Origin of the sequence: Terasakiella sp. 4MB5A, from assembly GCF_050058155.1 — a bacterium.
Lineage (GTDB): Bacteria > Pseudomonadota > Alphaproteobacteria > Rhodospirillales > Terasakiellaceae > Terasakiella > Terasakiella halodenitrificans.
Window position 1 is genome coordinate 3,491,749 of sequence record NZ_CP188815.1, and the last position, 17,571, is coordinate 3,509,319.

Here is a 17,571-nt window from a genome sequence, read left to right on the forward strand (position 1 = left end):
ATTGCCTTTCAAAGCAGATAGATTCATAAGAGATTGTTTTCGCGCAAAAATATCCGAGGTCGGCCCATGTCGCAATTTGCTTACCATATCCGCCCCGGCGGTGACCATCAGCCGATAGAACTTGAGAACCTGACAAAGGCCCCCTTGCAGGATGGATTCCTTTGGGTCAATCTGGATCCGCAAGATGAAGCCTGCCCTTTTCTTCTCAAAGAACTTGTTGAAATTGACAGTGCGACATCCGAAGCCCTGTTCAATAACAGTCTACGTCCGCGACTGGAACTAAGCGAGGATGATATTTATCTTTCTGTACGTGGTGTCAATCTGCGCGAAACAGATTGCCCGGAAGATATGGTCAATTTGCGCATTCTCGTCACCCCACATGCCCTGTTGACCTTTCACACCCGCGATTTGGTATCGGTGGTCACCTTAAAAAACCAAATAGATAAAAAACAACCTTTTCCAAATCAAAGCGGTCTTCTTGCCCGTCTGATTTCCTTGATGATTGAATTAATTGGCAATGAAATTGAAGATATCGCCGATCAAATTTCAAAAATGGAAGAACAGTCCCTGAGCGATAATTTGGACGGGTTACAGGACGACCTATCCCCGGTTCGACGTAGCTTGCTGGGGTTTCAAAAACATTTACAGCCTCAGGCCAATATCTTGCACCGCCTGTGCGAAGCTGATAGCAAATGGCTCAAAAAACGCGAACGTACCCAACTTAAAAACCTTGCAGAAAAACTAAGTACTCAAGTTGGTGAACTCGACCATTTGCGCCAACGCACAACCGTCTTGCAAGAAGAGATTAAAAGCGCCCAAACTGAAGAAATGAACAACTCTATGTATCGCCTGACCATTGTCGCGACCCTGATGTTGCCTCTCAGTCTGTTTGCTGGCCTGATGGGGGCCAATGTCGGTGGTATGCCGTTTGCCGAAAGCCCCAATGGGTTCTGGATCCTATGCCTGATTTCATTGGGGATGGGGCTTGGCGTCTATCTTACCCTTAAGAAATTGAAGTGGATTTGACATGTTTGATCTGATCGAACAATTATCAGGTAATCAAACCATCGCGTCCCTCATCTTTATGGGCGCAATGCTGGCGGTTCGTTTTGTCTCCAACAGCTGGCTGAACAGCCGTTCAAAAATGGAAGTGGAAGATCGACGGCGGATCAAGTCCAATATTAAAAACGGCTTATTCCTGATTGTCTTGATCGCGCTCATTTTCATTTGGGCGCCGGCCTTGCGCACCTTTGCCTTGTCCTTAACCGCCTTTGCCGTGGCAATCATTTTAGCCACCAAAGAACTTATCCTATGTGTCAGTGGCTATATTCTAAAATCGACCAGTGGTTTAATACGTGTCGGTGACTGGATCGAAATTGGGGATTTACGCGGTGAAGTTGTCGATCAAAATATTATGACAACATCCTTGGAAGAGTTGGGTCACGGTCATAAAAAATATGAATATAGCGGGCGTACCATTCTTGTCCCTAACAGCTTGTTTTTATCCACGACCGTCAAGAATGAACGGTTCAACAAGCGTTATACATATCATAGCTTCAATATCGTTCTGCATCCTGAGATTCCCCTCGGCCCGATCCGGGATAAATTATTGGACATCCTGACAGAGGAAACAGAACAATATGCTGAAGTTGCTAAACGATACAAAGCCCTGATTGAAAAGCGCGCCGATATTCCGCTTTCCGATGCCTTCATTGACAGCAGGATCAGTTTTTTGGACGACACCCACATCCGGTTGACGTTTATCTGTTTCGTCCCGGTTGCCGAAGCAAGCCAGATTGAAAACAAAATAAAAACAATGGCCAGCACAGAAATTGCCAACTGGTATGCCCGAAAGGCAGGTTAAACAATGCATATGGACCCCGCCCTTCCCCTCTTTTTAACGATCCTGCTTTTTCTGCTGGGGATATCGTTAGTTGGCGTATTGATTAAACAACCCGTAATTATTGCTTATCTGATCACGGGCATTACTATTGGTCCCGCAGGATTTGCCCTGATCAGTGACCCAGACATGCTGGCACGTATGGGGGCAGTCGGTGTGGTGCTCTTGCTTTTCTTCATCGGTATGGAAGTTTCCCCAACCAAAATCAAATCCAACCTCTGGCTGGCCGGTTTGGGGACACTTGTTCAAATCTCCCTCACTGTTTTAATCGTTGTCGGGATTGGCAAGCTTTTCGGATGGCCTTTAAACCGCAGTATCCTGTTAGGCTTCGTTGTTGCCCTCAGCAGTACGGCTGTTATCTTAAAACTGCTGGAAGATTGGGGCGAACTGCAATCTAAAACCGGGCAGGATGTTCTGGCGATTTTGCTGGCACAGGATGTTGCCGTTGTCCCGATGGTTCTGATTATCGGATATCTTGCCGGAACAAGCGAAGGCGGCAAAAGCCACTTGTTGCTGCAAGGAACTGGTGCCGTTTTACTGGTTGGTTTTGCCGTCTATATTGTGACACGTAAAAAAATCAACCTGCCCTTTGGAGACTTGATCCGACGAAATCACGAACTTCAGGTCCTCAGTGCCCTGTTTATCTGTTTTGGATTGGCCCTTATTTCCGGTTTATTCGACCTGTCCACCGCCTTGGGCGCCTTCGTCGGGGGGATGTTAATCCATGCCACACGCGATACAAACTGGGTAGAACGCAGCCTCATGGGATTCAAGGTGATTTTTATCGCCCTCTTTTTCGTATCCATCGGTTTGCTGGTTGATCTCACCTTTTTTATGGACAACGCCGGGACAGTCCTTGGCCTAGCTTTCCTTGCCCTTTTGCTCAATACCGTCTTAAACACTTTAATCTTGAAGTTATTCAAACGCACATGGGAAGAAAGCCTCTATGGTGGGGCTTTGCTCGCACAAATTGGGGAGTTCAGTTTCGTCTTGGGGGAACTTGGCTTCAAAAGCGGCGTGATTACATCTTATGGAAACCAACTGATTACCCTGATCATTGCCTGTACCCTGCTGGTCAGTCCAGGATGGATTATTTTATGTAAAAAAATCTGCAAAAAATATCTGAAGCCCTTGGATGAACGTCAGGCTTTGATTGAACGTGAACGTCAATACGCTGCCCAAAAAGCAAAAGAGGGGGAAATTCTCCCCCCTCCTTCACCGTCCGCTAGCGAGACAAAATATTGAAATGATCCGCGTTCAGGGCTGACAATTCAATTTCTTCACTGGCTACGGGATGACGCAGGTCATAAACACCATTCATCAAACGTTTGCGCATCTTGGTCCCATCGGAATGTTCCGGGATCATGACCAAAACATCGCTGCATTCATCAAAACCGCTTTGTGCCAACAAGTGTGTCATCGCATCATTATCAAATTGTACTTCGGCCCCAATTTGTGTCGCACCCGATTGCAGGGCTTCGATCTCGGCCCAATTTAACAAGCTTTCACCAATCCCTTGCATACGCAAACGCGGATGAACACACAGGGCGTTAATCGAGGCCGTTTTCATGTTCGGCGTAAACACCGTTAACACATAACCGACCGGTTGGTCGTTCAGCTTCGCTACAATACAATGAGCAATCTGAGACAGGAAATATCGTTTCAATAACTTGCGATAGGCTTTTTTCTTGCCAAAGCACAAGTCCTCCAGCAGCAGTAAATCGGCCAAATCATCGGTTGTTGCATTTTGATACTGGATATGAACGATCTTGTTCATTTCTTTCTTTCCTTATAGAACATATTTAGTGACAGCATCTTGGTCGGAACGAATAGACATCTGTTGTTGTTCCGTTTTAGGCAAACATGCCGGAGCATGATGGGGCAACCCATCGATATTCAAAGCATGTTTCAGGGTGACATTTTCCGCTTCCAGCCGGTCTAGACGCTTCAGAATATCAAAGACGCTAAAAGACAGACTGTTGAATTCATGTGACAAATGCGCCAGTTGGCTTTGCAAGACACGAACTTCGCTGTTTTGGGTTTCTGTGCGACGGAAACATACCAAAGTCGCCGCCAGACTTTGTACATTGAACCGACCAGTGCCAAGGGCACCGCGTTCTTGCAACAAGGCGTGAATTTCTTCATCCGCCCAAACGTTGCGAAGGGCAATCGGTAACATACTGAAAATTTCACTATCGCTGAGACGGGCACACAAGCGCGTCCATATAGATAAATCAGCGTAGCTTTGGCCCGCTTTGAATTTGGGATTGCTGCGAATGCAATCACCAAGAGCCTGTGTAAGTTTATTTGTTTTCACGATCGATGACATTTCGACACCTGTTGATTTGTGGGTGTGAACGGCGATTTTTGACGCCGCTCACTTTTCACAAAGGTTGCCGCAAACCGATATTAGTTTTCGACAACCAGTTTGCCTTCACTGATAATCACAGTGGAAGCTTCGTTGACTGAAATCGGCTCTTGCTCAGAACCGGATAATTGGACGCTGCATGCATCACAAAAACCTTGCAGTTCTGATTTTGCCTCGACCGGCACTTCCATGTCACCGTCCACAATGACAGTGTAGGACATGTCGTCTTCGTTGATTAAATCTGCTGCATGCGCATGAACAGCCCCAAAGATCATTGCAACGCCAAGGGCCAGAACAGACAAACCAGTCTTCATTTTTTTCTCCATTTAACAAGCCCACCAGTTGGGCTGTAATCTCATATAGGGCTGGAACCACACATTTGAAAAGCGAATAATATTTATGTTTAAATTCATTTTTTTCGAATTAATAAAGTCTTTATAAACTTCGCTGCAAACGCCATGCATCTGCACCGTCGCCATAGTAAACAGGTAGATCATCGATCTTAAGAAACCCAAACTTTTGATAAAGCGCAACCGTGTCCGGGTCGTTTTTGCGTACTTCCAAACGCAAACGCCCATAGCCTTTTTGCGCCACGTCAAGCACAACCTTCTCAATCAAACGACTGGCTAAACCTTTCCCGCGATAAAGCGGTAAAACCGCCAGTGAATGAAGCCGGGCAGGTCGATCATTGGGCGGACAAAGACATAAAGCATAACCCACGACCTGTTCATCCATACAGGCGACAAAGACGGCATTGCGGACACCGCGCAAATGATAACGCAATTGGCGACGCGACAGACGATCACTCAAAAAACATTTTTCTTCAATGATCTGCAAAGCATCGAGGTCCGACAACCAGGCACGTCGAAAAACAGTTACCATGGTCTTATCGTCCCCGTATTTCCAGACGGCGCAAGAATTCCGCCATGATTTGCATATAAAGCTCATCCCCCAGATAGGCATCTTCAATCTTATGATCGATATTAGGGTTATCGTTAACTTCCATCACATAAGCCTTTCCATCGGCATATTTCAAATCCACACCATACAAGCCGTCCCCGACCACTTTGGCTGCTTTCAGGGCGGCATCCAACACGGGTTTGGGCACCTCAAACGTCGGCAATGTTTCAAAATCACCCGAAAAATAACGCCGCGATTCGTGGTTATAAATTTGCCAATGATTGCGCGCCATATAGTAACGACAGGCAAAAATCGCCCGACCGTTTAAGACACCAATGCGCCAGTCATATTCGGTAAACAGAAATTCCTGCGCCAAGACCAACGCGTTATCCTGAAACAATAACGTCAGCTTTTCACATAGCTGTTCCCGGTTCGCGACCTTGAACACCCCTAATGAAAAGGATCCTTCCGGCATCTTTAAAATCAGGGGATAGGATAATTGGTGTTCAATATCGGCCAGTGTTTCGTCGCTTTGATCACTGACGACCAGCGTTTTAAGGCTCGGTACGCCGTTATAGTTAAAGGCATCATGTAAGAACACCTTATTACAACAGCGCAGGATGGAAGCTGAATCATCCATAACGATCAGACCTGCGGCCTCTGCCTTATTCACCAAACGATAGGTATGATGGTCAATTGCAGTTGCCTCGCGCACAAACAAGGCATCATATTGATCAATATTTTGTAATTCAGAGACTTGCAAAGTCTGGGCATTAATCCCCAGTTTTGCCGCCGCCTTCACAAAACGGGTAATCGCTTGCCTGTTGCTGGGCGGCACCTTTTCTTCCGGGTCGACCAAAATCGCCATATCCCAACGCAAACGCTTCCCTTTCGCCCCACCGCGCCAGACGGTTTGGGTAAAGGCATGCAAAGCTTGCAGAAAATTATCACGGTGATCTGGGCTCAGCACGGAAGGAGATTCGCGTTTTAAGGTAAAACCCAATTTGCCATGCTCACGATACAGCGTCATCTTTAAGACCGGAGCCGGAAATTGTTGAAACAGTTTTCCGGCCAAACGTTCAATCCGTTTATCTGCACAAACACCAAAAAAGATGAAATGCTCCTGACGTTCATTCAAACTTTCCAGATCACACACGTCATTTTCCGCCAACCAATAACTTTCGGCTTCCGCATGACGATTTCGTAGCGCATTAATCGTTTTCACACTTGGTAAAACGCGGTGACAACGGGCCTCTGCCAACAAAGAACAATAATATCCTTTGCTGAGATAATTTTCTGTATCACACAAATTGATAATGCGTGTTTTTGGCTCATTTAATTTTGGGTAATCGTGCAGATACTTCTCAAAACTAATCAGGGTTGCGGCGGTTTCAAAAGGCCAGTCCGCGCTGTCTTCTACAACAATCAAGGTTTGCTGCATGAATACGGTTCTCTCATATAAACGAAGATTATCTTCAGTTTTCAGAATAAAAAGAAGGAAAGATCTTGCTTTATGCCTCCTTCACACTTTTGAAAAGCGAATAATATCTTAGTTTAAATTTGAAAAAATCGAACTGATTGCAAAGTTTTATTCTTCTTCCAGACTCGCGACATGATGCAAGCCTTCCAACGCTTTTTCAAAACGGGTGCTATCATCATTTTCCATAAAGACGGAATAAACCGCACGCGCAAAGACCGGAGCTTTCTCAATCAATTCCAGACGGCCATCTTCTAAAAAAGGGCGGACCATCCGCATGGGCAGGTAAGCAGATCCCCCATTGGTCAGCAGATACTGTAAGGCCAGCGGGCCATAATTGGTTGTTACCGGTGCCATGTCACGTGCGGGAAATTCGCAGGCATGGTCCATTTTATATTCCGGTCCCCAATCGACAAAAATATAATCTTTGTCACTGGGACCAAAGGCGCGTGTGCTGTCTGAAACCAACACAAGGCGCTCTTCCATTAATTTTTCAACAACAAGCCCGCTGCGATTTTGCGGGGTATAGGTAATGACCAGATCCAACAAGCCATTGACCAATTGCTGCATCAACCATTCAGAAGAACCGACATCGGCCAAAATCGCATAATCTGGCACCGCTTTTTTAATCCACGGCAACCATTTCACCATCAGGCGTTCCCATAAGGTAAACTGAACACCGACGCTTAAGCGCGCTTCAAAGGCAGTTGGCAAGGCCACTTCTTGACGAGCCTGTTCCCATGTTTGAACGATTTTTTCCGCAAACGGGCGAAATTGCGCACCTGCCGGTGTCAATGTCGTCCCGGACTTCGTTCGAATAAACAGGGTTTGCCCCAACAGGTCTTCCAACTGTTTAATGCGTGTGCTGATGGTTGATTGTGTGACATACAACTGATCGGCAGCTTTGGCGAAATTGCCAAGCTCGATAATCGCCAGAAATGTTTTCGCTAAGGTAATGTCCATCCGACGCCCGCGCTCCTACGCTCAGCCCCGTTCGTCAGGCCGCATCCGTTTTTACAGCAGGCAAAACATCCTGTTTTGACTTTGCAGCGGCTTCCATTTGTGTGATTTTTTGTTGAAGACGTGCGATTTCCTGCTCGGCATATTCCGTGTCTTTTTTCCGGCTCATCGCAATCACCCGCCATTTGGCAACAGACAACCACGTCAATAACGCCCCAAAGAAAAACCCGAAGGCCAACGTACCAAGGCTAAGTAAGTATAGCGGGATATCCTGAGAAAACGGCAGCGGCCAGAAGTCAACAGCAATCGGGCCACGATTGGACACAGCAAAAATAACCACAACAAGTGCAAACGGTACAAAAAGCAGCCAAGACAGGATTCTCATCACGCGTAACTTTCAAAAAGAGTGCGAACGCACGTCAACCTCAAGCAAAGACGTAAACGCATTCGCCTGTCATACACTGATGTACATACGCAAGGAAAGTGAAATCAGCCGTTCAGGCGTTCTCTCAATTTCTTTCCGGTCTTGAAGTATGGGACGGCTTTTTCGCCCACATCCACAGATTCACCTGTACGTGGGTTACGACCAACGCGTGAGCCACGTGTTTTGACGGAAAATGCGCCGAAACCGCGTAACTCCACCCGATCACCTGTTGCCAACGCAGACGTAATTTCATCGAAAATAGTCGAAACAATTCGTTCTACATCACGCTGGAAAAGGTGGGGGTTTGCTTCTGCCAAACGCGCAATCAGTTCCGATTTGGTCATTGGCACCTGCTCCTTATTTAAAATCGGCCCGACGGTGAGCCTCCAATAAGCTTATTGCTTTTATTAAGGGTGCCAGACGGAAACCAAACCGTCAAGTCTAAGCCCTTCTGGAATCAACGTTTTATTGAAAAAACTTCCAAAAATCCGACTTTGTGTCTCTTGCCAAAAAGTTTCTTCACCATATAAAGCATCAAAAATCTCTAGGTCTTTCGCCAGTTTTTTCTCTTCATTCAACCAGCGGATTGCTGTTGTCTCATTACCAATTTCATCAATCAAACCAACCGTTCTTGCCTGTCGTCCCGTAAAAATACGGCCATCCGCCAAGGTCTGGGCCTTGTCAATCGCCAGCCCGCGACGTTCAACCACCATGCCCAAAAACATCTGGTACATATCCATAATCACATCCTGTGTGATTTTTTTGGCTTCAGGCGTCAAATCTTCCATCGGATTCGGCGTGGCTTTCAAGGGCGAGCTTTTGATCACCACTGGCTTGATGCCAATTTTTCCCATCAGTTCTTTCACGTTTGCCGATTGCATCAAAACACCGATAGAACCGGTTAACGTCCCTTCGCGCGCCACAATATAATCACTGGCCAACGCCGTCATATAAGCAGCAGAGGCGGCAACTTCCCCCATCACGGCGACCACGGGTTTTTTCGCAGCCAGTGCCCGCAAGTTTTTATAAAGGGCTTCACCACCGACAACCGTTCCACCGGGGCTGTTAATGCGTACAATAACGGCCTTTACCCGGTCATCACGGGCAAGTTCGGCAATCAAGTCATCACGTTCCACATCGTCGCTGATAATTCCATCCACCCAAAGGCGTGCAATGTGGTCGCCATGTGACAACATATCGAAACGCGCTGCCAAGGCTAAGACCACACCACAAAGTGCAAGAATGCCGATCCCTTGCCAGATCCGCAAACGGCGTTTCAGGCGTATCCGGTCCAGCAACCAATCCGAAGAAAATGTCATCAATACCCGCTTTCTTGTTCACTAAGGCGCAAACAATCAGAATGTTCCATATATAAGCTACCCATCGGTAACAACAACTTTGCGCCGCATATATAAAAGCAAAAACCTCTTCCCGTCAAAGCAGGAAGAGGTTTTTTTGTCTTATTCAAAAGAAAGAGCTGAGCTTTCCCTTAATGTAAAACAATGTTTACATCAGGTTGGCAATTAGCCTTCTTTCTTTTGTTCCAGAGCGGCACCAAGAATGTCACCCAAAGATGCGCCGGAGTCGGAAGAGCCGTATTCAGCCATAGCTTTCTTCTCTTCTTCAACTTCCAGAGCTTTCACAGACAGAGTAACCTTGCGGTTTTTCTTGTCGAACTGTGTAACTTTGGCGTCAACTTTATCACCTGCATTGAAACGATCTGTACGTTGATCACCACGATCACGTGCCAGATCACCACGACGGATGTAACCTGTCAGGCCGCCGTCGATTTCAACTTCCAGACCGTTTTCTTCAACACCAACAACTGTACAAGTCACAACTTGGTTTTTCTTGATGTCGCCAGCAGCAGACTCAAACGGATCTTCAGAAAGCTGTTTGATGCCGAGGGAGATACGTTCTTTCTCAACGTCAACGTCGAGAACTTTCGCTTTCACAACATCACCTTTGTTGAAGGAAGCCAGCGCTTCTTCCGGTGTGCCTTCCCATGCCAGATCAGACATGTGAACCATACCGTCGATCTCACCGTTCAAGCCGATAAACAGACCGAATTCAGTGATGTTTTTGATTTCGCCTTCAACTTCAGACCCAGCCGGGTTTTCAGCCAGGAACGCATCCCACGGGTTGGACAGGCACTGTTTCAGACCCAAGGAGATACGGCGTTTGACCGGATCGACATCCAGAACCATAACTTCAACTTCTTGAGAAGTAGAAACGATTTTGCCCGGGTGAACGTTCTTTTTAGTCCAAGACATTTCAGAAACGTGAACCAGACCTTCAACGCCCGGCTCCAGCTCAACGAATGCACCGTAGTCAGTGATGTTGGTAACACGACCAGAGAATTTGCCGTCGATCGGGTATTTCGCGTCCACGCCTTCCCACGGATCAGCTTCGAGCTGTTTCATGCCCAAAGAGATACGCTGTGTATCGGAGTTGAAGCGGATAACCTGTACTTTAACAGTTTCACCAATTTGCAGCGCTTCAGACGGGTGCGCAATACGGCGCCAAGCAATGTCGGTAACGTGCAGCAAGCCGTCGATACCACCCAAATCGATGAATGCACCGTAATCGGTGATGTTCTTGACGACACCGTCCAGAACCTGACCTTCTTCCAGACCTTTGATAAGATCGCCGCGCGCTTCAGCACGTGCTTCTTCAAGAACGGCACGACGTGAAACAACGATGTTGCCGCGCTGACGGTCCATTTTCAAGATTTGGAACGGTTGAGCATTGCCCATCAACGGTGTCACGTCGCGAACCGGACGGATGTCAACTTGGGAACCCGGCAAGAAGGCAACAGCGCCGTTAAGGTCAACTGTAAAGCCGCCTTTAACGCGGCCGAAGATAACGCCGTTAACGCGTTCTTGTGCTTCGAACTGCTTCTCGAGTTTCTTCCATGCTTCTTCACGTTTCGCTTTTTCACGAGACAGAACAACTGTACCGTCTTTGTTTTCATAGCGTTCCACAAAAACGTCAACATTGTCGCCAGAGGACAATTTTTGCGCTTCTTCGCCATAACCAAATTCTTTAAGCGGGATACGGCCTTCGGATTTCAATCCAACATCGACCATAGCGAAATCGTTTTCTACACGGATGATTGTACCGGTAACGACTTGGCCTTCAAAAAGGGCTTCTTCACCGAATGCTTCGTTAAAGAGGTCTTCAAAATTTTCTACAACAGGTGCTGCTTCAGTCATAATATCAATAGTCCTAATAATGTTGTTACATGCCAAACGGTTGATTCCGTTGGTCTGTCACCAGCCATTGCGTCGAAGACGGGTTGGTCGGGCTGCGCGGTGACTGACAGACGACCATCTTCATGGAAAGTGCAAAAAAGCCTCCATCGTTTCCATTTTTTTCGGAAACGCTGCAAGCCCATTTACAGACGTATATTTTAAGTTCGTTCAGAAATGATCGATTTGGCCTGCGCAATAACTTCTTCAATATCCAGATCGGATGTATCCAAAATTACAGCGTCGTCAGCTGCCTTTAACGGTGCGGCAGCTCGTTGGCTATCGCGCGCGTCACGGTCTTTCATATCCTTTAAAACCTGCGCGTATATAGCGTCAAGACCACGATCTTGCAACTCTTTTAGTCGTCTTTGTGCACGGACCTCAGTTGAGGCGGTGACAAACAGCTTCACATCCGCATTGGGACAAACCACCGTCCCAATATCACGACCATCCAAAACAGCCCCGTCTTTGCCCACTGGCGGCTCTGCAGCAAAACGGCGTTGAAAAGCCAAAAGCTCGTCCCTAACCGATTGAATTACAGCAACTTTTGAAGCTGCTTGAGCTGCTTCATCATGACGTAATGCATCATTTTCAAGATCTGCCGGTTGCAAATTTTGCGCGGCTGCCAAAGCCAAGTTTTCATCACTCGGATCGCCCTGTTTTTGCAAAACTGAAAAGCCCGTTGCCCGATACAAAAGCCCCGTATCCAGATAAGCTAAATTCAAATCCTGCGCGACTCGACGCGCCAAAGTCCCTTTACCGGCGGCGGCGGGTCCATCAATGGCGACAACAATCGTCATGTTACGCCCCTTCCCCTTGAATGTTGGCCCCCAGACCGTTCATCAGATCATTAAAACCAGGGAAACTGGTATCAATCGGAGACGCATCATCAATCCGAACGGGTTGAACCGAAGCCATCCCGAAAACAATAAAGGACATGGCAATGCGATGATCCAAACGGGATTTAATCTCTCCACCGCCCTGTGCCGGGGATCCATTACCATTGACCACCAGATAATCGTCACCTTCTTCCAAATCAACACCACAGGCTGCCAGACTTTCGGCGACCACGGCCAAACGGTCACTTTCCTTAACACGCAATTCTTCCAAACCGTTCATACGCGTTGTTCCCTTGGCAAAGGATGCTGCCACCGCCAGAACCGGATATTCATCAATCATGCTGGGTGCCCGACTTGCCGGAACATCCACGCCTTGTAACTGGGAATATTCCACCACCAGATCAGCGACTTCTTCCCCCGCTTCAATACGGCGGTTTTCTTCGGTGATCTTTGCACCCATTTCTTTTAAGGTCATGAACAGACCGGTCCGCAACGGGTTCATCCCTACGGCTTCCACCGTAATTTTAGAACCGGGCACAATCAAAGCCGCCACAACAGGAAATGCTGCCGAGCTTGGGTCCGTCGGCACAACCACATCACGGGCCACCAGTTCCGGCTGCCCCGTCAAGGTGATAATACGCCCGCCCTTCTCTTCATGCACGACTTCAACGTCAGCCCCGAAATGAGTCAACATTTTTTCAGTATGATCCCGGCTCGGGTTGGGCTCAATCACAGTGGTTTTCCCCGGTGCATTCAACCCTGCCAGTAATACCGCAGATTTGACCTGAGCAGAGGCCACCGGTAGTTCATATCGGATCGGCATGGGGTTACTTGTCCCTTGAATCGCGATTGGCATGCGTCCCTTATCACGCGATACAAAATTCACACCGATGGGTCGTAACGGTTTCATCACCCGTTCCATCGGACGTGAACATAATGACGCATCGCCCGTCATAAAGGTCGTAAACGGTTGCGTTGCCAAAATGCCCATCAATAACCGAGCGGCTGTCCCGGAATTGCCCATATCCAGAACGCCTGTCGGTTCGCTAAAACCACCCACACCGCGTCCCTGTACCGTCCAAGTTCCATCTTCTTCGCGCTCCACCTGTGCCCCCAACGCGCGCATGGCAGAAGCCGTACATAAAACGTCTTCCCCTTCCAACAAGCCACTGACCCGTGTTTGGCCAACCGCCATTGCCCCAAACATGAGGGCGCGGTGGGAAATAGACTTATCGCCAGGGACACGAATAGCCCCGTTCAAGGGGGAACTTTGGTTCGAAATGACAGATTTCACGACGTTTTTAGCCTCCGATAGCAGAATTCCCCGGCACTTTCTTACAGTGGCCCAATGAAGTCAATCAAAGATCCGTGTAAAAAAATGCAATTTGGCATCACTCTGAACAAGACATTTTGTTTTTTTCATTATACAGTTTTTTAGAAACACCATGATAAATGGGATGGTCAATTTCTCTTATTCGGTGATTTCGCAGTCTTAAAGCCTATATGACCTGCGGATCTCCGGCCTTTGTTGAGCATTGCGAAGGGAGGGTAACATATGAAACCTGAATGGGGCTCCAAACACGAATGCCCAGGATGCGGCGCGCATTTTTACGACATGCGCAAACCGGATGCAGCTTGCCCAAAATGCAGCACCCCGATTAATGACAAAGCTGCATTAATGGCAAAAAAAGGCGCGGTTGAAAAAGCCCCGCCTCCAAAAGTCAAGCGCGATGATCTAGATGACTTCGACGATGTCGATGATGATATCGAACTGGGCGATGATGACGATGACTTCATCGAAGACACCGACGATCTGGTTGGAAACGATGAGTCTGATATGTCAGAAATCATGGAACATATAGACGAGGACACGATAGACGAAAACATCTAGAAAAAATTTTTGCCCCTCCATGCATTTTTATCTTGCATGACGCAAAAAAATAGCTAATTTTGCGCCGTACCTACTTACGGGGCTATAGCTCAGCTGGGAGAGCGCTACAATGGCATTGTAGAGGTCAGCGGTTCGATCCCGCTTAGCTCCACCATTACAGACGGACATTCATACGGTGACGTGGAATGTCCGTTTTGTTTTTTACGCACAATACTGCGGTTTATGACGACTGGTGACGTTGATTACGACGGTCAAATCAGACGTTATTTGACTGTAAATTCAGATCAGAATCGATACAGTGATACAGTAAACCGATACAGGCGAACTCCATTTGAGGTTCGGCATGGGTAAACTGGTTGGTCTTCAACGTCGTGGAAACGTATGGCGGTATCGTCGGTGGGTGCCGTTGAATTTGCGTGACCGTATCGGCAAATCAGAACTCATAAAATCATTGGAAACAAATGATTATCAGACCGCTGTGCGACGTTACAGAACCGTCAGTCGGGATATTGAACAGATCATCACCAATGCCCGTGGTAAAGCATCTATGGATGATTTTGATGGGTCCAGACTGATACAGGGAAGTGATACAGTAGAACTCCAAATCAAAGCTCCACCACAGTCTGATCCAGACGGTCTCAGAACGTTGATTAAAACGGTTGTTGAAGAGGTTCTGGAAGTCCATGCACCAAGGAAGCCATCAATCACTTTAGACGACCTCTATCATCGTTATATGGACGATCCGGCACGATCTCGTTCAAAGAAGACGGTGATGACGTATCAATCGGTTTACAACGTGCTGATCGACATCTTCGGTGTCGATAAACCCATCGCCGATATTGATCGTGAAGACTGTCGTCGGTTTATGGATGTGGTGCGGCATCTACCTGCGAATGCCAAGAAACGGTTTCCAAAGAAAACGTTGGTGGAAATATCTGCTATTGCCCGTGAGCGTAAGATGAAGCCGATGGCACCACTCACGATTAACAAATACGTGAACAAACTGTCAGCGATGCTGAATTGGGCTGTCGAAGAGGAATTATTGGATCATAATCCTGCAATCGGATTGAAAGTGGCTGATCCCGTTCACGCTCAAGATAAACGTCTCCCGTTTACGGATCATCAGTTGCAGAAGATATTCATCGCATTATCCGATAAAACGGGTGCCGAATATTGGGTTCCCCATATTGGGCTTTATAACGGTTTACGTTTGAATGAAATCTGCCAATTGAATGTCGAAGACATTGTAGTGAGGGATCAGGTCTGGTGTTTTAATATCACCCGTGAAACGGATCGTGGCGTTGACGATAAAGTTCTCAAAACCAAATCATCCGAACGTGTGGTGCCGATCCATCCGCATCTGATGGAACTCGGCTTCATGCGGTATTTGAAGACGTTCGAGAAGAAGCCTCGATCAAAGTTATTCCCAGACATTCCCATTGGCACGACCGGATATCGCTCCGATCAATTCTCAAAATGGTTCACCCGGTTCTTGAAATCAATTGATGCCGATGGTGATCGCACCAGTTTCCATTCATTCCGTCATAATTTTCGTGATGCATTACGCACCGCCGATGTCCGTCATGAAATCGCTATGTTATTAGGCGGATGGTCCGACAGGTCTAATTCACGGGCATCACAAGCATTCTATGGGCGTGGATATTCAATGGACGTTGTGGCGGAGGAACTGGGGAAGGTCAGGTATGATGTTTGGAGTTGTTGATACGGCCATATCACATAGGCGTTTTCGATAACATTATACCCAATTCGTTTGAGACTTTATTTCATCACCTTGGCATGTTGTGCGTCACTTCCCAATCATGCCATACAATGCCTGTCGGTCGTAGCTGGTTAGTTCTTCCATGTAGCTTTTGTTTAAATCTATGACATTGTTACGCTGTGAAGAAAGAAATATCGATAACTTTTGGGTCAAATAATCTCTGAACCTTATTTAATTTGTCCAAAACTCTCTTTCAAAGAAAATCAATAAGACTAACACTTCAAGCCGTCCTGCAAGCATAGCTACCGTCAGCACCCATTTTGCAACATCGGATAATGGCTGGAAAGTGCCCGAAGGACCAATAATATGCCCCATTCCGGGTCCAACGTTTGTTATAGCTGTAACGCTTGCTGAATAGGCTGTTACTATATCAAGCCCCAGCAGTGACAAAATGACAGTGAAAATCGCAATAGTGGCTATAAATACCGCTAAAAAAGCCAAAACTGATGAAGGAACATCATTTGCAAGTGGACGGCCATTATATTTCATAATAATGACACGGTTAGGGGATAAAAGTTTTTTGAGATGACTACGAACAAATATCCAAAGCACCTGATAACGATAAATTTTAATGGCACCCGCTGTGGACCCTGAACAGCCTCCAACAAACATCAGGACCAAAAACATACCAACGGCTCCGTGTCCCCACGCTGTGTAGTCGTCCGTTGCAAAACCTGTTGTCGTGACAACAGAGGTTATGTTGAATGAAGTTAGGGTTAGAGCATGAAAGACACTAATTTCTCTTTCATTTACTAACCAAAGCGTCATAAAGGCACTGCTTAATAATAAAAATAAAAGGAAACCTTTTACCTGTTGGTCGGTAATAATCGCACGGTAATTACCCAAAGTCATTTTTACGAATAAAAAGAACGGAATTGCACCGCATATCATAAAGACAGTGCCAGCCCAATGAAGGCTTAATTCCTTAAAATGTCCGAAAGAAGCATTATGAGTTGAGTAACCACCTGTTGAAATTGTTGTCATTGCATGATTTACAGCATCAAAAAAACTCATTCCTAAGATATAATATACACCGACACATAAGGCGGTTAGTGCAAGATAAACCAGACTCAATCGGTAGATTGTATTTTTAGTAAAACGATCTGCTTCACTTTCTGTCCCTGAACTTTCTATTTTGAAAAGCTGCATTCCGCCAATTTTAAGCATCGGTAAAATCAGAACAGCAATAGCAATAATCCCGATCCCACCAATCCATTGAAGAATTGAACGCCAAAGGAGAAGGCCGGGGGGTAACGTATCAATTTCTGTGAAAATTGTTGAACCTGTCGTCGTGATAGCAGACATCGTTTCAAATACCGCATCGGTGGGTGAAACTCCCGTAAAAACAAAAGGAATTGCACCGAATACAGTTACAACAATCCAGCCAGTTGTAATGAGAAAAAATGCTTGAGGAAGGTTTAATCGATGACTTACAGAATCCTGTCCACCTAATACGACGCATATCCCAACAAATGCTGAAATACCAGCCGATAGAAGGAATACTTTCCAATCAAGGTTTTGATAAATAGCATCCGTTGCAGCAGGGATGAGCAACATCGCACTTACCCAACAGATAATCCAACCAATAATGTGATATGTTGCTCTTAAATCTACCATATTCGTATAAAGTTTGTGCATATTAATCAAATTGTGATGCAGCAATATATAGAAATTCCCTGATCAGCAACAGTCCATAATTTTTAAGTTGCTTTCGGTGCAACGAAAAAGATAAATGCAAACTCATAACTGATCACAGTTTCATTTTGCCTCCCTTTTTAAAA

At 46.5% G+C, this 17,571-nt stretch carries 18 protein-coding genes and 1 tRNA gene; 6 read left to right on the forward strand and 13 right to left on the reverse strand.

Annotation, left to right across the window (positions count from 1 at the left end; all coding sequences use genetic code 11):
• Positions 1-66: 66 nt before the first annotated feature.
• From ACI0FF_RS16610 to ACI0FF_RS16620, 3 genes are read left to right on the forward strand one after another with little or no spacing between them, the layout of a single operon-like run.
• Positions 67-1,026, forward strand: a complete 960-nt coding sequence (locus ACI0FF_RS16610) for a CorA family divalent cation transporter (protein WP_419797876.1) — start codon at positions 67-69, stop codon at positions 1,024-1,026.
• Between the two features lies 1 nt (position 1,027).
• On the forward strand, positions 1,028-1,864 hold the full coding sequence (locus tag ACI0FF_RS16615) for a mechanosensitive ion channel family protein (protein ID WP_419797877.1): 837 nt from the start codon (positions 1,028-1,030) through the stop codon (positions 1,862-1,864).
• Between the two features lie 3 nt (positions 1,865-1,867).
• Entirely contained in the window at positions 1,868-3,145 is a 1,278-nt protein-coding gene (locus tag ACI0FF_RS16620) for a cation:proton antiporter (RefSeq protein WP_419797878.1), read from the forward strand.
• Here the strand turns inward: ACI0FF_RS16620 and ACI0FF_RS16625 are convergent.
• The 12 genes from ACI0FF_RS16625 to aroA all read right to left on the reverse strand — a co-directional run bounded on the left by ACI0FF_RS16625 (position 3,126) and on the right by aroA (position 13,413).
• On the reverse strand, positions 3,126-3,677 hold the full coding sequence (locus ACI0FF_RS16625; RefSeq protein ID WP_419797879.1) for a GNAT family N-acetyltransferase: 552 nt from the start codon (positions 3,675-3,677) through the stop codon (positions 3,126-3,128). The two genes, ACI0FF_RS16620 and ACI0FF_RS16625, sit on opposite strands and share 20 nt — an antisense overlap.
• A gap of 12 nt (positions 3,678-3,689) precedes the next feature.
• Entirely contained in the window at positions 3,690-4,229 is a 540-nt protein-coding gene (locus ACI0FF_RS16630) for a hypothetical protein (RefSeq protein WP_419797880.1), read from the reverse strand.
• An 80-nt stretch (positions 4,230-4,309) separates the two neighbouring features.
• Positions 4,310-4,582 carry a hypothetical protein gene (locus ACI0FF_RS16635; RefSeq protein ID WP_419797881.1) on the reverse strand — a complete coding sequence of 91 codons (273 nt, stop codon included), beginning with the start codon at positions 4,580-4,582 and terminating at the stop codon, positions 4,310-4,312.
• A 121-nt stretch (positions 4,583-4,703) separates the two neighbouring features.
• Positions 4,704-5,150 carry a GNAT family N-acetyltransferase gene (locus tag ACI0FF_RS16640; RefSeq protein WP_419797882.1) on the reverse strand — a complete coding sequence of 149 codons (447 nt, stop codon included), beginning with the start codon at positions 5,148-5,150 and terminating at the stop codon, positions 4,704-4,706.
• A gap of 4 nt (positions 5,151-5,154) precedes the next feature.
• Positions 5,155-6,609 carry a RimK family protein gene (locus ACI0FF_RS16645; protein WP_419797883.1) on the reverse strand — a complete coding sequence of 485 codons (1,455 nt, stop codon included), beginning with the start codon at positions 6,607-6,609 and terminating at the stop codon, positions 5,155-5,157.
• A gap of 147 nt (positions 6,610-6,756) precedes the next feature.
• Positions 6,757-7,608: a LysR family transcriptional regulator gene (locus ACI0FF_RS16650; protein WP_188663080.1), complete on the reverse strand. Its 852-nt coding sequence runs from the start codon at positions 7,606-7,608 to the stop codon at positions 6,757-6,759.
• 34 nt (positions 7,609-7,642) lie between these two features.
• A complete protein-coding gene (locus ACI0FF_RS16655; protein WP_419797884.1) occupies positions 7,643-7,990 on the reverse strand; it encodes a lipopolysaccharide assembly protein LapA domain-containing protein in 348 nt (115 codons plus the stop codon).
• Between the two features lie 104 nt (positions 7,991-8,094).
• Positions 8,095-8,373 carry an integration host factor subunit beta gene (gene ihfB, locus ACI0FF_RS16660; protein WP_417821869.1) on the reverse strand — a complete coding sequence of 93 codons (279 nt, stop codon included), beginning with the start codon at positions 8,371-8,373 and terminating at the stop codon, positions 8,095-8,097.
• Between the two features lie 63 nt (positions 8,374-8,436).
• On the reverse strand, positions 8,437-9,348 hold the full coding sequence (gene sppA / locus ACI0FF_RS16665; RefSeq protein ID WP_419797885.1) for a signal peptide peptidase SppA: 912 nt from the start codon (positions 9,346-9,348) through the stop codon (positions 8,437-8,439).
• Between the two features lie 204 nt (positions 9,349-9,552).
• Positions 9,553-11,244 carry a 30S ribosomal protein S1 gene (gene rpsA / locus ACI0FF_RS16670; RefSeq protein WP_188663073.1) on the reverse strand — a complete coding sequence of 564 codons (1,692 nt, stop codon included), beginning with the start codon at positions 11,242-11,244 and terminating at the stop codon, positions 9,553-9,555.
• 197 nt (positions 11,245-11,441) lie between these two features.
• Positions 11,442-12,080: a (d)CMP kinase gene (gene cmk / locus ACI0FF_RS16675; protein WP_419797886.1), complete on the reverse strand. Its 639-nt coding sequence runs from the start codon at positions 12,078-12,080 to the stop codon at positions 11,442-11,444.
• Position 12,081: 1 nt separating this feature from the next.
• Positions 12,082-13,413 carry a 3-phosphoshikimate 1-carboxyvinyltransferase gene (aroA, locus tag ACI0FF_RS16680; protein WP_419797887.1) on the reverse strand — a complete coding sequence of 444 codons (1,332 nt, stop codon included), beginning with the start codon at positions 13,411-13,413 and terminating at the stop codon, positions 12,082-12,084.
• Positions 13,414-13,674: 261 nt separating this feature from the next.
• Between aroA and ACI0FF_RS16685 the strand changes: the two genes are divergently transcribed.
• The 3 genes from ACI0FF_RS16685 (at position 13,675) to ACI0FF_RS16695 (ending at position 15,733) form a co-directional block, all read left to right on the forward strand.
• Positions 13,675-14,010 (forward strand): FYDLN acid domain-containing protein, encoded by a 336-nt coding sequence (locus tag ACI0FF_RS16685; RefSeq protein WP_419797888.1) that lies wholly within the window; start codon positions 13,675-13,677, stop codon positions 14,008-14,010.
• A gap of 78 nt (positions 14,011-14,088) precedes the next feature.
• Positions 14,089-14,164 (forward strand) — tRNA-Ala (locus tag ACI0FF_RS16690).
• Positions 14,165-14,353: 189 nt separating this feature from the next.
• Complete coding sequence (locus ACI0FF_RS16695; protein WP_419797889.1) at positions 14,354-15,733, forward strand: DUF6538 domain-containing protein; 1,380 nt, start codon at positions 14,354-14,356, stop codon at positions 15,731-15,733.
• Between the two features lie 228 nt (positions 15,734-15,961).
• On the opposite strand, the gene ACI0FF_RS16700 is transcribed toward ACI0FF_RS16695, so the two are convergent.
• On the reverse strand, positions 15,962-17,452 hold the full coding sequence (locus ACI0FF_RS16700; RefSeq protein WP_419797890.1) for a TrkH family potassium uptake protein: 1,491 nt from the start codon (positions 17,450-17,452) through the stop codon (positions 15,962-15,964).
• Between the last annotated feature and the right edge of the window lie 119 nt (positions 17,453-17,571).